A 13,348-nucleotide genomic window follows, 5' to 3' on the forward strand; every position below is an offset into this window, starting at 1 on the left:
ACGATCGGGGCTCGTGCGACATCGATCAGAGGAACCGGCTCAGCGAAAACAACGAGAGATCGAAGCGCGCGGCGCGCGCGGTTACGAGGTCGGCCAGAATCTCGCCGATGGCGCTCGCGAATTTGAAACCGTGGCCCGAGCAGGGCGAGGCGACGATCACGTCTTCGAAGCCGGGCAGGCGATCGATGATGAAATGCTCGTCGGGCGTGTTCGTGAACATGCAGGTGCGGAGCGCCAGCACGTCGCCGTCCGCGTCGGGAAAGAACTCCGCCACGCCGCGACGCAGCACCGCTTCGTCGGCCGCCGTCGGCTCACGCGAGAGCTGCTCCGGCGCGCCCTGCTCGTGCAGGTGATGATAGAGCCCGATCTTGAAGCCCGGCACGTTCCAGACCGGGAACTGGTAGAAATGACCGAGATCGCCTTTCAGGTTCGACACGGGAAACGCGCCGAGCCGGAACAGCTCCGGGCGTTTGGGCTGAAACCAGCCGAGCACTTGGCGCTCCGGAACTGCGGTGGCGCTGAGGCCGGGCACGAGCTCGCCGACCCACGCGCCGGCTGACACGATGACCTGGCCGGCTTCGTATACGCCGCGCCCGGTGCGCACGCGCACGCCGCCGCCCGCAATCGGCGTCATGTCCAGCACCGGCTCGCGGGCGCGCAGCACGGCACCGCTTTGCAGTGCGAGGTTGGCCGCCGCGACGATGGCGCGTTCCGACGCCACGAAGCCGCCTTCGGGCTGGTGGAGCGCGACGAAATTCTCCGGCAGCCGATAACCCGGATAACGCGCCATGGCGTCCGCAGCGCTGAGGACCTCGTGGTCGAGGCCATGCTGACGGCAGCTCGCGAGCGCGCCCTCGACGATCTTGCTGCCGCTCGCGCCGATGTCGAGCGAACCGGTGATCCACAGGAGCTGCTCGCCCGCAAGCTGCTCCGTTTCCCGCCACAACTCATAAGCCCGGCGCAGGATCGGCACGTAGGCGGGATGCTCGAAGTAGGCGAGGCGGATGATGCGATTGACGCCGTGCGAGGAGCCCATGGCGTTTGGAATGTCGTAGCGGTCGAGGGCGAGCACCTTCTGGCCGCGCCGCGCGAGCTGCCAGCAGGCGGCCGCGCCCATGGCGCCCGTGCCGACGACGATGACATCGAATGCAGCCATGATGCGTGCGCTCCGTTGCGGATGGTTCAGACGCCGATGCGCGTTGCGCGCGCGATCAGGCTCGCGAGGCGATCGAGATGGTTTTCGCGCATCGGCGCAAGGCTCGCGGCCGTCTCCGCGACGCGTTGCGCATCGAGGCCGGCGAGAGGAAGAACGGCAAGCCATCGCTCCGCAACGAGACCGGCCACGGCTTCGTCGTCGCGGTGCGGGCGCGTGATTTCCGGTGCGAGCGCGATGGCCGGGCGTCGCGACAGCGCGGCTTCCGTCGTCATCGACATGGAATCGGCCGTGACGAGCATCACGTCGCAATCGAACGCGGCATCGATGGAGCCGGGACCGGCGACGCGAAAATCGATCATCGAGACGGCACCTGCGGCGCGCTCGACAACGGGCGCGAGGGCCGCGTAGGCGATCTCAGGCGTGCGCGGCGAGGTGGCGAGGGTGATGCGGCATGCCCACTGCGCGGCGAGGGCTTCGACCAAGTTTGCGAGCCGCACCCAGTCTTCAGATTTGAAATCCGCGTTGGGCGTCGGTCCGCCGATCAGCAGACCCACGCGTGCGCCGCGCATCGCATCGGCTGTCGCGATGGCGCGCGGCGGCGGCGACCGGTCCGGGTCGAAGGGCGTGGGCTTTGCGCCAGCCATCACCACCGGTGGGCGGGCGACGGAGGGATAGGGCGTCAACACGAGGCTGAACCCTTCGAGGGGAAAGCCGCGCGTCGACCCGCTGAACACATTCGGCGCGCCCAGAATTTTCGCGAGCACGACGTTGGCGCCGAGCGTGGCGCCGCCCGACGACACGATGATGTCCGGCTTGGAGATCGCGCGAGGATCGATGCCATGCAGGCGCAGCACGCTGCGCGGCGGCAGGAGGCGGCCGAGCTTGGGAATAAAACCCTTCGGTAGCGGCAGCCGCGTTTTCAGCTCGACGCGATCGACCACGACGGGGCCACGCCGTTTCAGGGCCGCCACCACGCCTTCGCTTTGCCGATAATGCCCGGGGCGGCCATCCGAGATGAGCAGCACGCGGGTGGCGGGTGCCGCGAGGGCGGGCTGTCGTTTCTGGTCGGGCAGGCTGTGTCTCGCTCGCTGGCGCTGAAGAGCCGTATTGTCGGCGTGCGCCCCGGTCTTGTCCATATTCCTCGCAACGGTCTCGGGCAACGGCTTGCGGGGTTCCTGACCGCTCGGGAGATGCCCCGACGCAACGCCTCGACTGCCGAAATCGCAGCCCCGGCCGTTAATCTTGACTGGTCGGGCGCGGCCCGGAATCTAGTGCGTCGTTTGTCGCAATGTCTTGCGATGAACCGGTATCCACTTGGTCGGAAAATGCTCTCGGCCGCGTTTGCCCCCTTCCTGCATCCTCTTGCATACTGGGGCGGCCCTTTCGTATCGACAGGACCCTATTCATGTCCCTCGGCGCCCGCCTCTTCGTGTTCTTCGTCTACCTTTTGCTGGGGCTCTCGTTCCTGGCAGTGCCGGCGGTGCTGGTGTGGGAGTTCGGGCTCGACCGGGCGATGGACTTCGCCACATTCGACAGCCACCTGTTCCTCTTCTTCCCGACGCTCGGTCTCGTCGCGCTGGCGGCCTTCTATTTGCCGTCGTGCGCCTTCGTGGACATGTACTGGCGACACGTGACGCTGGGGCCGATCCGTTTTCTGGTCGGACTCGCCGTGCTCGCGGCGGCGGCCGTGCACATCGCCTCGGGGCTCGCGGCGAACCCGCACCGCTCGGTGTGGGACATCGAGCCGGCGACGCTCGCGGCCGACAAGAGCCAGCCGGCCGGATGCGGCGGCGAAGCGCGCCCCTGCGAGCGCATCGCCCTGATCGACGGCATCGCGAACCTGCGCGAGGTGAGCCAGCGCCGCCTGGGCGTGCGCGAGTTCTACCGGGCGTGCCAGGCCGAACCGCTGATCGAGCCCGATGCCGCCGAGGAAGCGCGCCGGTTCTGCTTCGCCTCGACGCCCCTTTCAGCGACGCCGCGTCTCAGCAACGACACAGAGTGCTGCCAGGCGCAGCGGCGGTACCAAACCGCCATCGACACCTACTATCAGGACCCGACGCAGCAATCGATCACGGGGCGCGTGCACAAGCTGCTGCTGCCAGGGAAAGTGTTCTTCCTGTTCATCCTGCTGGCCATCAGCGTGATGCTGACGTTCCGCCATTCGGGCGTGAAGCGGCATTATCCGGATCGCGTCAGCCGCATCGAGTTGTGCGTGCTGGTCGGCGCGGCGGCGATGATCTTCTTCCCGCTCATGAGCCAGGGTTATGTGCAATCGGCCGACGCGTTGTTCGGCGTGCAGCAGAAGGGCGGCTTCCGCTCCATCGTGACGATGATGAGCTTCCTGTTCGGGGCGTGGGCGATGCTGCTGCTGCTGTTCTCGTTCCGCCAGCACGATCAGGATCTGGAGCTGGCGGCAAAGCTCGCCGGTGTCGCCGCAAGTACCATCGCGGTGTTCAAATACGACATCCTGGTTTCGATTATCGTGCGCTACATCGGATCGGGCGCGGATGAGTTCTCCGTGCTGCTGCTGGCGGCGCTCGCGCTGATCGCTGTGATCGTTCTGCTTTCGCCGCTGGCGCGCCGTATCGCGGTCGGGTCCGACACCGCGGCGTAACCTGCGACGCGCGTTGCTCTCGACCGGCAACGCCCTTCAACCGGCAACGCGGGCGCGTGCCGGTGCATCAACGGCCGGTCGTCGTTCAAACTTCGGTGCAGCCGCGGGCAACCGCCGCGGCGGGGCGGCCTGCGCCTAGTGGCGCAGATCCGCCTCGGCTTCTTCCATGCGCGACTTCAACACCGTGGCGGTTTCATCGGCGAGCTTCTGATTGAGCCGCGCGAAATACTGGAACTCCGCCTGATACTGCTGCTGCGCGCGCTGGACGAAGTCCGAGTAGGCGAAAAAGACGTCCTGCACGGTTCTGCATTCCATGAAGCGCTTCGAGGCCGCCATGTCTTCCTTCATGCGGCGGTTCACGAAGCCGAGCCATTCGTTGTTGGCTCGTGATACCTGTTCGATCAGGCGTCCGTTGATCTCCGTCATGGCCTCCAGCATCGGCCTGTTGATGCTCATCCATGTATCGAGAGAGGCGAGGCCCGGATTCTTATCCAAGCCCTGGTCGGCTAGCGATCTTGACGCATTCGCATTCATCGTACGCTCCTCCACCAGTGGGCCGGCACACATGAGCCGGCTCCTACGCGACGTGTTTTTTTGCTCACGACTTCGGGGTAATGCGATCTCCGTTGAAAAGTTGCTGTTTCGAAATGCCGGGATCATGGACTTCAATGTCTAGGACAGTGCCGGCTCTTCGGTCCGCCAGGCTGGCGCGCGGCAGGTTTTCAGCTGCGATTGCGACGCCGGATTACCCGCGGGCGAAACGCCAAGCGGACTAGTGTTGCGCTGGCCGCACGCGCGTGCTGTTCACATTCGGAGTTATCCACAGCATATGCCGTGAACTGTCATATTAAACCCTGACGCCCCTCAACGCAAAATTTCGCCAAGTCCCGGAGCGCGCACATGCTGGACACGTTGGTTTCCCTCGCGGATCTCTGGATCGGACGGCGCGCCACGCCTCAGCCGGGCGCGATGGCGGACGTCGCGAGCCTCCAACCGTGCGTTGTCGTGACGGGCGCGTCGCAGGGCATCGGGTTCGCGCTCGCGTCGCATTTTGCCAACTCGGGGCGGCCGGTGGCGATGGTCGCCCGTTCACGCGACGCGCTCGACAGGGCTGCCGCGTCGCTCCGCCATGGGCGCGGGCCCGCCATCCTCGTCGTGCCGCTCGACGTGACGGACACCGACGCGCCTGCCCGGCTGGATGCGGCGCTGCGCGAAGCCGGGTTCTACGCCGACATCCTGATCAACAACGCAGGCATGGGTCTCTCGGGTAGTTTCTCTACGGATGACGCGGATCGTCTCACGACCCTCATCACGCTCAACATCACCGCGGCCACGCGGCTCATGCGCCACGCGCTTCCCGCAATGATCCGCCGCGGGCGCGGCGGCATTCTCAACGTCAGCTCGCTCGGCGGTCTGGTGCCCGGCCCGCATCAGGCGGCCTACTACGCCAGCAAGGCGTATCTGATCTCGCTCACCGAAGCCGTCGCGTACGAGGAACGGGGGCGGGGCGTGCGCATCGCCACGGTCGCACCGGGGCCCGTCAATACGGGCTTTCATCGAGCGATGCAGGCGGAGAACGCTCTCTATCGCCGCGTCGTGCCGGCGCTCAGCACGCAGGCCGTTGCGGCAAGCGCGTATCGCGGATTCATGTTGGGGCGACGCGTCATCGTGCCGGGATTCCTACCCTGGGCCGCGGCCTTGGCCGTGAAAATCCTGCCGCACGCGCTCACCGTGCCCCTGGTCTCGCTGTTGCTCGCGCCTGCGCCGGAGACCGATGCCGTCCCGGGCGGCGAGGCGCGCTAGCGTCCGACTTTGCGTCCAACGACCGTCGCCACGCTCGAAGAAGTGCGACAGAATGGCTGCTACGTAAGAAAATCGAACGGCGTTTGCCAAGTTGAAACGATTTGGCGCTTTAATGTCTCTCATGCGCCAGGGATTTAGGTCCCGCGTACCTTGGTGCGAATGCAGCGGCGGCCTGGCGAGAGCATGCTCTCGATAGGCTGCCGCAACTGCATTTCGCGCTGCGCTTTAAGGAGCGCCCACCGCGGCCGTTTCAGGCTACCGCGCGAATCCGCGCCCAATTCCCGTTAACGAAATCTTACAGCCGGAAAGTCACCCGAGGGCCGTCGTTTATGCGGCGCCTGTCGTGTCCTTGTTTCCGTGCTCATGATGCTTGGCGACCTCGCGCGCGAGACGATCGACGAGATCGCGATCGAGCGCTGCTGGCTTGCGATGCAGCGGCCGGTCCGGCTCCGCCGTGGTGACGTCGCCGATGGCGATCGGATCGCTGGCGGGGAATGTGTCTTCAAGCGCCTGGTCGAGCTGCTCTTCGAGCTCGGCGTCCGGCCGATCGTTGGTTCTGGCCTTGGTCTGGGCCTTGATGCGGGTCATGCGGTGTCCTCCCGACTGAACTGATCCGTAAACGCGCCGATTGGCGCATCTGTTCCTCGGGCCTGTCCGACAGGGCCGATCCGTGAGGACCTTCCGGTGCAGCACGGCGTCCGCACGAAAAAGGCCCGTCCGAGGGGACGGGCCATAGGTCTTTCAGTTGCGCGGGAGAAACGCGAAGTCGGTGTCGAATGTCGCCGCGTCAGATGCGGCGACGAAGCGCGCGATAGCCGGGTTCGATGTAGCTTGAAACACGCTCCATGAGATCCTGGTCGCGGCGGCCCGACGACAACTTCCAGAGAGCGCCGACCGCGCAGGCGAGCGCGACTACGGTGCCGATGGCGACCACGGGCTGCTGCTGGACGAAACGCTTGGTGGCGTCGATGGCCGTTTCAGCGGTTTCGCTCGCCGTGCGGTAGGCCTTCGCGCCTTCCGTGGCGACGGTGTCGTACGCGTCTTCGGCCTTCTTCTTCAACTGGTGGACGGCATCCTGGGCTTCGGATGAGCGATTGCCCTGCTGCGATTGATACGTCTGGCCCATGTGGCGAGGCTCCTTATGCGACGAGGTGTGAGGTGAGGTCTCGAATTGGATGGTCGCTCGGAAAACGCGGCGCGGGGCGATTTCGTTCCGCCCTTCGCTCCGCCCGCCGTTCCATGGCGCCCGCGCGCGGCGCAGCCATCCAAACTCATATGCCACGCCTCACAGGCCACACCTCGCGTGCCGCAGCCGTTTCCGGGCTTGCAATCGCCTTGGCCCCGCGCCTCAGGAGTGTCCCGATTGCACGCCGATGTGGTTTCTCCGCACTAGAGGCGTCGGGCCGGCGCGGTGAAGATATGAGGGAGATGATTCGATCCGAGGGGATCTCATGCGCAAGCAGACACTTTGCTATTTCGTCATCGGCACAAGCCTGGCGGTTCTTCTGCAGCGGCTCGCTCAGCGTCGGACAAGCGCCCGCCCTGTCACACGGCGCGCCATCAGCGCCGAGGTCATCGATCTCGCAGCGTGGAAGCAATCGCGCGGCCTCGAAGCCGTCGCCGCCGCGTTGAAATAGCCGCGTACTTTCCGCGGGCATGCGGCAATTGCGGATTGCGCATCCGTGATGGCTCGCGTCGCGCACGCTCGTAAAGACCGGACGCATTTGTTCGTGCCGGCACCTCAAGTCTCAGCCGAAATTTCTGGCCGACACCGCGCTCTCTCGAAAGCCCGTCTGGCGCGATGATGCGCGTCATCGCGCCTTCGATATGGCGGCGTCTGTCATGGCGCGGCTGCGCATTGAACTGGACTGATGATCTTGGGGAAATGGTGCCGCAAACAGGACTCGAACCTGTGACCCCGTCATTACGAATGACGTGCTCTACCAACTGAGCTATTGCGGCTGCGCCACCCATCGAGCGGCGGGACTTGATAGGCTGATTTCGCCGCCTGTTCAAGGCCCGCATGTGCCGATTTGGTCGCAGACCACCAACCCGGCCGCCCCCAGGCCGTCAGCGCGGAATTCTGAGGGAACCCGCTTTGGGACTCAATGCGTTATGGTGGGGTCTCTAGCACTGCCGGTTACCAGGGGAGCAGGTCATGACGTCCCGGGACCCCGTTCTGGACGACCTCATTTCGCGCATGCGACAGCCGATCCAGCTCCACGATCTGGCGGATGAAGAGGCGCTGCGGATCATGGTGCGCTACGGCCTTTCGCACCCCGTGACCCTGGCTGCGGCCATCAAGATTGTGGGCGCCGAGATGCGCCACGGGAGGCTCCGGGAGATCGAGGCGACGGCGCGGGCGCTGCATGCGAAGTTGCTTCGCCACCACGACGAGCCCGGCACCAAGCAATAGAGCCATCCCGCCGTCCGCCTGCCTTCAGCCCGCACCGCCTTCAGACGGCCAGCCGCCAGACCGACGTGCGCTTGATTTCCGAATCCTCCAGCTCCCGCGTCACCGGAACCTGATACTCAGCAACGCGCTCGAAGCGGCCTTGCGGGAAATAGCTCCGCTTCGGATCGCCGATCAGCACCAGGGCGCCGCCCGCGGCCGCCGCCTCGATGTAGCTCGTGACGCGTTCGGCGAGCGGGCGCTCATAAAAGAGATCGCCGACGAGGATGACCCCGAACGTCTCCGGCGGGCGGGCTAGAAGGTCCTCGTCCGTGACGGCGACGGGGACGGCATTCAACTCGGCGTTCAGCGCAACGGCGGCCAGCGCCAGACGATCGATGTCGGCGGCAAGGACAGAGGCGGCACGCGCCTGCATGGAGGCGATGGCCGTCAGACCGGACCCTGTGCCGAGGTCCAGCACCGTTTTTCCAGCGACCAGAGACGGCGTGTCGAGCAGATAGCGCGCCAGCGCCTGCCCGCCCGCCCAGGCGAACGCCCAGAACGGCGGCGGCACGTTCAACTCGCCGAGCTCCTCCTCGGTCTTCTGCCAGATGGGCAGGCTTTCCTCAGCCAGGTGCAGGCGGATTTCAGGAACGAGCGGCGGCGAGAGCACGCGCGTGTTGGCAGCTATGAAGCGCCTAGCGGCAGCGCGATCTCCAGGATCCAGTGCACGGGTCTCAGCGCCGGGGGATGGGCTCATGTGGCCTTCTTCGCGCGCTTCGGTGTCGAGACGCCCGCCATGCGGCAGACCTCGGCCCATTCGGCGTCGGTCACGGGTTGCACGGAGAGGCGCGAGGTTTTGACGAGCGCCATGGCGGCAAGACGCGGATTGGCTTTGACGTCGGCGAGCGTGACCGGACGCGGCAGGGGCTCGAGCGCGCGCACGTCGACGCAGAACCATTTGCCGGTGTCATCGGTCGGATCGGGATGGGCGAGGGCGATGACCTCGCAAATGCCGACGACCTCCTTGCCGATGTTCGAGTGATAGAAGAAGCCGAGATCGCCCTTCTTCATGGCCTGCATGTTGTTGCGCGCGGTGAAATTGCGCACGCCCGTCCAGGGCTCGCCCTTCGCGCCCTTGGCGACGAGGTCGTCCCAGGAAAAGGCATCGGGTTCGGATTTCAAAAGCCAGTAAGCCATTGCCGTGCGGTCTCGCTCTTTCGGTCGGTTCGCCGTCGATGCGGTTCACTTCTGCCCATCATCATGCGCGGCGCGTCAGATGGGATCAATCCTCGGCCTTGAACGGGCGGCTCATGAGCCCGGCGATAGCGTCGTCGACCGAGCGGTGGCCTTCGAGGACGCTGTGCACCGCTTCGGTGATCGGCATCTCGATGCGCTTCTCCTGCGCGATGCGAACCACGGCGGCGGCAGTGAAGACGCCCTCCGTCACCGCTACCCGTTCGCCGAGCACGGCCGACAGGCTTTCGCCCTCGCCGAGCGCTCGACCCAGGCTCATATTGCGCGACTGCCGGCTGCCGCACGTCAGCACCAGATCGCCGAGGCCGGAGAGGCCCATCATGGTTTCGTGGCGCGCGCCCAGCGCGTGGCCGAGCCGGCGCATTTCCGCAAACCCACGCGTGACGATGGCGGCGTGTGCACTCGCGCCCAACCCCTTGCCGTCGACGATGCCGGCGGCGATGGCGAGCACATTCTTCAAGGCGCCGCCCAACTCGACGCCGACAATGTCGTCCGACCAGTAGAGACGAAGCTGACGGTCTCCCAGGCGCTCGGCGAGCAGCTTGCCCAGGCGTTCGTCGCGGCAGGCAATCGTCAGGGCCGCGGGGAGGCCGCGCGCGACGTCGGCCGCGAAACTTGGGCCGGAGAGCGCGGCGAGCGTCATGTCGGGCACGGTCGCGGCCGCTACCGCGCCCATCATCAGCCCCGTCGACTGCTCGATGCCCTTGGCGCAGATCACCAGCGGCTGGCCGGGACGAACATGAGGCGCGAGGTCTTTCGTCACCGCGCGCACATGCTGAGCCGGGCAGACGAGGAGAATGGCATCGGCGGATGCGCATGCGGCCAGGCTTTGCGTGGCGCGCAGCTTCTCATCCAGCGCCACGCCCGGCAGGAACGTGCGGTTGACGTGGCGGTCGTTGATGTCGGCCACGGTCTCGGACTCGCGCGCCCAGAGCGTCACCGTGCGCCCGGATTGGACCAGGGTCTGGGCGAGGGCCGTGCCCCAGGCTCCGGCGCCGATGACGGCAATGCTATCGAGGGTCGTGGCCATCCGGCTTTCTCTTGTGGCTGGCGGGGCTCTTACCTAGCATCTTTCGCGTCTCACGCGCACGACAGTGCACAGGTCTCTCCAGGCTTTGGCGCTCTATTACGCTTTGACACCGGCGCCGATGGCGGCAGGCGCGTTGGGGTCGAGCGGCCAGCGCGGCTTGGCGGCAAAGTCGAGCCCGTCGACGAGGCCGCGCGCCAGCCGCTCCGCCCCGGCCCACGCGATCATGGCGCCGTTGTCCGTGCAGAGAGACGACGGCGGCACGGCGAGGCGATATCCGCGTTTGTCGACCAGCGCGGAGAGCGCACCCGAGATGCGCTTGTTGGCGGCAACGCCGCCCGCAACGGTCAGGCAGCGGGGCGTGTTCGGCGGGAAGGCGCCTTCGGCGAGATCCATGGCGCGGGCAACGCGATCGATGACGATGTCGCAAACGGCGGCTTCGAACGCGGCGCAGAGATCGGCCACGTCGCGATCGGTCAAGGTGCCGACGGCTTCAGCGCGCTGGCGCACGGCCGTCTTGAGGCCCGCGAGTGAGAAGTGAGGCTCGGCGCGGCCCAGCATCGGGCGCGGCAGGGGAAAGCGAGCAGGATCGCCGTCGCGAGCGCGCCGCTCCACCTCGGGGCCGCCGGGATAGCCCAAACCGAGCAGCTTGGCGGTCTTGTCGAAGGCTTCGCCGATGGCGTCGTCGACGGTGGTGCCGATGCGCGTGTAGCGGCCGACGTCTTCCACCACCAGCGTCTGCGTGTGGCCGCCGGAGACGAGCAGCATGAGGTAGGGCGGCGCAATGCCGTCCGTCAGCCCCACCGTCAGGGCGTGGGCTTCGAGATGATTGATGGCGAGGAACGGGCGTCCGGCGGCCATCGCGAGCGCCTTGCCGGTGACGAGCCCGACCACGAGACCACCGTTGAGGCCGGGGCCGGCCGTGGCCGCAATTCCCGAAAGATCGCGCAAGCCCACGCCCGCCTGTTCAAGGGCCGCCTCGACTAGCGCGTCCAGGCATTCGACATGGGCGCGGGCGGCGATTTCCGGCACGACGCCGCCGTACGGGCTGTGCTCGTCGATCTGTGAGCGAACGATATTGGAAAGGATGCGGCCCCTGGCAGGCCCCTCGCGCACGACGACGGCGGCGGCCGTTTCGTCGCAGCTCGTCTCGATGCCGAGCACGACGCGGGGGGCTTCCGGCGCGTTCACGCTATTCTCCTTTGGCCGCACATCATTCCCTTCGCCGCCATTCTCTTCGCTGCCGTGTCCGGTCCTGTTTGCGTTCGTCGCACGGGGCGGGCATTAATGGCGCCGCCGGGCCCGGCCCGTCATGGCGGCTCTGTCCGTCTGACCTCCGTCTGACCCGGCCGGCCCAATCTCGTCCGTCGCCCTACCACCCGGAGCCCGAAACGTGCAAGCTCGCGTCCTTCGTATCGGCACTCGCGGATCGCCGCTGGCGCTCGCCCAGGCACATGAAGTGCGCGCGCGGCTGATGGCGGCGCACGCCCTGCCTGAAGATGCGTTCGAAATCCGTACCTTCAAGACGACCGGGGACGTGATCGTCGACCGGCCGCTGGCGGAAGTCGGCGGCAAGGGGCTGTTCACGAAGGAACTCGAGGTGGCGCTGTTTGCGCGCGAGATCGATCTCGCCGTGCATTCCATGAAGGACATGCAGACCGACCTGCCGGACGGACTCGACGTCGGCGCCGTGCTGCCGCGCGAGGACGTGCGCGATGCTTTTCTGTCGCTCAAGTACGCCAGCCTCGCCGCGCTCCCCGAGGGCGCGGTGGTGGGCACGTCGAGTTTGCGCCGCCAGGCGCAGGTGAAGCGCGTGCGGCCGGATCTGCGCGTGGTCGGCTTCCGCGGCAACGTGCAGACGCGCCTCGGCAAGCTCGCCGACGGAGTGGCGGACGCGACGCTGCTGGCCTGCGCCGGTCTCAATCGGCTCGGTCTCGCGGACCGCATCACGTCGGCAATCGAAACGGAGACGATGCTGCCGGCCGTAGCGCAAGGCGCGATCGCCATCGAAATTCATACCGGCGATGCGCGGACGGCCGAGCTGGTCGCGCCGCTCCATCACATCGAAACGGCCATCCGCGTGCGGGCCGAGCGCGCTTTCCTGCGCCGCCTCGAAGGCTCGTGCCGGACGGCGATCGCGGGACTGGCCGAGATCGCGGGCGACGCGCTCGTGTTTCGCGGCATGGTGTTCTCGCCCAACGGCGCGGAATGCTTCGAGATCACGCGCGACGGGACGATCCATGACGCGGAGGCTTTGGGCACTGCCGCGGCCGACGTGCTGCTGGAGCGCGGCGCGGGGGCTCTGATCTCAGAGACGACCTGATGCATCTCCTGTTGACGCGTCCGGAGGGCGGCCCGGAGCGGGACGGGCTTCACGTCGCTCTCGAAGCGGCCGGACATCGCGTGACGTCTGTCCCGCTGCTCACCGTGGTGTTCAAGGACACGGTGCCGCCGCTCGACGGCGTGCAGGGTCTCATCGTGACCAGCCGGAACGGACTGCGCGCCGTGGCGGCGGGCATCATTCCGGACGCCGCGTTCGGCTTGCCGCTGTTCGCGGTGGGGCCCGGGACCGGCGCCTATGCACGCGATCTCGGGTTCCGGCATGTCATCGAGGGGCCGGGAACGGGCCGCGAGCTGGCCGAGGTCATCCGGGCGTCGGCCCAGTCGGACAAGGGCGCGCTGGTGCATCTTGCCGCCGAGCGCCTTGCGTTCGACCTCAAAGCGGCGCTTGCGGCCGACGGCTTCGATGTCGTCGCACACGTGGTCTACGCAACGGAGCCTGCGACGTCATTTCCGCCTGCAGCGGTCCAGAATTTCCAGGCTGGCGCTTTCGATGGCGTGGTGCTGATGTCGCCCCGGACGGCCCGCGTTTACGTTACTCTGATCGCGCAAGCCGGCCTTAACGGGGCGGCAAGGCGTCTTGCACATTTTTGCCTGTCGGACGCCGTTGCGCAGGAACTGCGCGCGCTCGGTTCCGTTAACAACGTTGCTGTCGCCCGCCTGCCCCATTCGCAAGAAATGCTTGCCCTTATCGCCCGCGAGGCGTCAGACTTCTCCTAAGCAATGACGCCCTGCCCCCGCAGGCGCGCGAGCCGACCC

General features: G+C 66.8%; 15 protein-coding genes and 1 tRNA gene. 6 read left to right on the forward strand and 10 right to left on the reverse strand.

Features of this window, described 5'->3' with window-relative positions; translation table 11 throughout:
- Nucleotides 1–25: 25 nt before the first annotated feature.
- Both solA and K2Y42_RS12720 read right to left on the reverse strand, forming a co-directional pair.
- Complete coding sequence (solA, locus tag K2Y42_RS12715) at nucleotides 26–1,156, reverse strand: N-methyl-L-tryptophan oxidase (RefSeq protein ID WP_291152967.1); 1,131 nt, start codon at nucleotides 1,154–1,156, stop codon at nucleotides 26–28.
- 26 nt (nucleotides 1,157–1,182) lie between these two features.
- Entirely contained in the window at nucleotides 1,183–2,292 is a 1,110-nt protein-coding gene (locus tag K2Y42_RS12720) for an ELM1/GtrOC1 family putative glycosyltransferase (RefSeq protein WP_291152969.1), read from the reverse strand.
- A gap of 269 nt (nucleotides 2,293–2,561) precedes the next feature.
- On the opposite strand from K2Y42_RS12720, the gene K2Y42_RS12725 reads away from it, so the two are divergent.
- Nucleotides 2,562–3,770, forward strand: coding sequence for a hypothetical protein (locus tag K2Y42_RS12725; protein ID WP_291152971.1), 1,209 nt, complete (start codon nucleotides 2,562–2,564; stop codon nucleotides 3,768–3,770).
- A gap of 135 nt (nucleotides 3,771–3,905) precedes the next feature.
- Here the strand turns inward: K2Y42_RS12725 and K2Y42_RS12730 are convergent, their stop codons facing one another.
- Nucleotides 3,906–4,226, reverse strand: a complete 321-nt coding sequence (locus tag K2Y42_RS12730; RefSeq protein WP_291152973.1) for a phasin family protein — start codon at nucleotides 4,224–4,226, stop codon at nucleotides 3,906–3,908.
- Nucleotides 4,227–4,670: 444 nt separating this feature from the next.
- Here K2Y42_RS12730 and K2Y42_RS12735 point away from each other — a divergent pair, with 444 nt between their 5' ends.
- Nucleotides 4,671–5,573: an SDR family oxidoreductase gene (locus K2Y42_RS12735; protein WP_291152975.1), complete on the forward strand. Its 903-nt coding sequence runs from the start codon at nucleotides 4,671–4,673 to the stop codon at nucleotides 5,571–5,573.
- 327 nt (nucleotides 5,574–5,900) lie between these two features.
- On the opposite strand, the gene K2Y42_RS12740 is transcribed toward K2Y42_RS12735, so the two are convergent.
- Together K2Y42_RS12740 and K2Y42_RS12745 are read right to left on the reverse strand one after the other, a co-directional pair.
- The gene (locus tag K2Y42_RS12740; protein ID WP_291152978.1) at nucleotides 5,901–6,161 is read right to left on the reverse strand and encodes a hypothetical protein; all 261 of its coding nucleotides are present in this window, start codon (nucleotides 6,159–6,161) and stop codon (nucleotides 5,901–5,903) included.
- A 199-nt stretch (nucleotides 6,162–6,360) separates the two neighbouring features.
- On the reverse strand, nucleotides 6,361–6,699 hold the full coding sequence (locus K2Y42_RS12745; RefSeq protein WP_291152980.1) for a hypothetical protein: 339 nt from the start codon (nucleotides 6,697–6,699) through the stop codon (nucleotides 6,361–6,363).
- Nucleotides 6,700–7,024: 325 nt separating this feature from the next.
- On the opposite strand from K2Y42_RS12745, the gene K2Y42_RS12750 reads away from it, so the two are divergent.
- Nucleotides 7,025–7,210, forward strand: a complete 186-nt coding sequence (locus tag K2Y42_RS12750; RefSeq protein WP_291152983.1) for a hypothetical protein — start codon at nucleotides 7,025–7,027, stop codon at nucleotides 7,208–7,210.
- 249 nt (nucleotides 7,211–7,459) lie between these two features.
- On the opposite strand, the gene K2Y42_RS12755 is transcribed toward K2Y42_RS12750, so the two are convergent.
- A tRNA-Thr gene (locus K2Y42_RS12755) sits at nucleotides 7,460–7,535 on the reverse strand.
- A gap of 196 nt (nucleotides 7,536–7,731) precedes the next feature.
- On the opposite strand from K2Y42_RS12755, the gene K2Y42_RS12760 reads away from it, so the two are divergent.
- Nucleotides 7,732–7,989 carry a hypothetical protein gene (locus K2Y42_RS12760; protein ID WP_291152985.1) on the forward strand — a complete coding sequence of 86 codons (258 nt, stop codon included), beginning with the start codon at nucleotides 7,732–7,734 and terminating at the stop codon, nucleotides 7,987–7,989.
- Nucleotides 7,990–8,029: 40 nt separating this feature from the next.
- Here the strand turns inward: K2Y42_RS12760 and K2Y42_RS12765 are convergent, their stop codons facing one another.
- The 4 genes from K2Y42_RS12765 to tsaD all read right to left on the reverse strand — a co-directional run bounded on the left by K2Y42_RS12765 (nucleotide 8,030) and on the right by tsaD (nucleotide 11,440).
- On the reverse strand, nucleotides 8,030–8,725 hold the full coding sequence (locus K2Y42_RS12765) for a 50S ribosomal protein L11 methyltransferase (protein ID WP_291152988.1): 696 nt from the start codon (nucleotides 8,723–8,725) through the stop codon (nucleotides 8,030–8,032).
- Entirely contained in the window at nucleotides 8,722–9,165 is a 444-nt protein-coding gene (locus tag K2Y42_RS12770; RefSeq protein WP_291152991.1) for an EVE domain-containing protein, read from the reverse strand. The genes K2Y42_RS12765 and K2Y42_RS12770 overlap by 4 nt, the downstream gene beginning before the upstream one ends.
- An 85-nt stretch (nucleotides 9,166–9,250) precedes the next feature.
- Nucleotides 9,251–10,252 carry an NAD(P)H-dependent glycerol-3-phosphate dehydrogenase gene (locus tag K2Y42_RS12775; protein ID WP_291152993.1) on the reverse strand — a complete coding sequence of 334 codons (1,002 nt, stop codon included), beginning with the start codon at nucleotides 10,250–10,252 and terminating at the stop codon, nucleotides 9,251–9,253.
- A 96-nt stretch (nucleotides 10,253–10,348) separates the two neighbouring features.
- Nucleotides 10,349–11,440 (reverse strand): tRNA (adenosine(37)-N6)-threonylcarbamoyltransferase complex transferase subunit TsaD, encoded by a 1,092-nt coding sequence (tsaD, locus tag K2Y42_RS12780; protein ID WP_291152995.1) that lies wholly within the window; start codon nucleotides 11,438–11,440, stop codon nucleotides 10,349–10,351.
- A 202-nt stretch (nucleotides 11,441–11,642) separates the two neighbouring features.
- On the opposite strand from tsaD, the gene hemC reads away from it, so the two are divergent.
- Both hemC and K2Y42_RS12790 read left to right on the forward strand, forming a co-directional pair.
- Complete coding sequence (gene hemC, locus K2Y42_RS12785; protein ID WP_291152998.1) at nucleotides 11,643–12,572, forward strand: hydroxymethylbilane synthase; 930 nt, start codon at nucleotides 11,643–11,645, stop codon at nucleotides 12,570–12,572.
- Nucleotides 12,572–13,309 (forward strand): uroporphyrinogen-III synthase, encoded by a 738-nt coding sequence (locus K2Y42_RS12790; RefSeq protein ID WP_291153000.1) that lies wholly within the window; start codon nucleotides 12,572–12,574, stop codon nucleotides 13,307–13,309. The genes hemC and K2Y42_RS12790 overlap by 1 nt, the downstream gene beginning before the upstream one ends.
- Nucleotides 13,310–13,348: the final 39 nt, after the last annotated feature.

Origin of the sequence: Hyphomicrobium sp. (genome assembly GCF_019744875.1) — a bacterium.
GTDB lineage: Bacteria > Pseudomonadota > Alphaproteobacteria > Rhizobiales > Hyphomicrobiaceae > Hyphomicrobium_C.

Coding starts and splice junctions, on each gene's coding strand:
- K2Y42_RS12770 (WP_291152991.1), bottom strand. CDS start 9,165: ATGGCTTACTGGCTTTTGAAATCCGAACCCGATGCCTTTTCCTGGGAC.
- K2Y42_RS12735 (WP_291152975.1), top strand. CDS start 4,671: ATGCTGGACACGTTGGTTTCCCTCGCGGATCTCTGGATCGGACGGCGC.
- K2Y42_RS12750 (WP_291152983.1), top strand. CDS start 7,025: ATGCGCAAGCAGACACTTTGCTATTTCGTCATCGGCACAAGCCTGGCG.
- K2Y42_RS12760 (WP_291152985.1), top strand. CDS start 7,732: ATGACGTCCCGGGACCCCGTTCTGGACGACCTCATTTCGCGCATGCGA.
- K2Y42_RS12775 (WP_291152993.1), bottom strand. CDS start 10,252: ATGGCCACGACCCTCGATAGCATTGCCGTCATCGGCGCCGGAGCCTGG.
- K2Y42_RS12725 (WP_291152971.1), top strand. CDS start 2,562: ATGTCCCTCGGCGCCCGCCTCTTCGTGTTCTTCGTCTACCTTTTGCTG.
- K2Y42_RS12730 (WP_291152973.1), bottom strand. CDS start 4,226: ATGAGCATCAACAGGCCGATGCTGGAGGCCATGACGGAGATCAACGGA.
- solA (WP_291152967.1), bottom strand. CDS start 1,156: ATGGCTGCATTCGATGTCATCGTCGTCGGCACGGGCGCCATGGGCGCG.
- K2Y42_RS12720 (WP_291152969.1), bottom strand. CDS start 2,292: ATGGACAAGACCGGGGCGCACGCCGACAATACGGCTCTTCAGCGCCAG.
- K2Y42_RS12745 (WP_291152980.1), bottom strand. CDS start 6,699: ATGGGCCAGACGTATCAATCGCAGCAGGGCAATCGCTCATCCGAAGCC.
- K2Y42_RS12790 (WP_291153000.1), top strand. CDS start 12,572: ATGCATCTCCTGTTGACGCGTCCGGAGGGCGGCCCGGAGCGGGACGGG.
- K2Y42_RS12740 (WP_291152978.1), bottom strand. CDS start 6,161: ATGACCCGCATCAAGGCCCAGACCAAGGCCAGAACCAACGATCGGCCG.
- K2Y42_RS12765 (WP_291152988.1), bottom strand. CDS start 8,725: ATGAGCCCATCCCCCGGCGCTGAGACCCGTGCACTGGATCCTGGAGAT.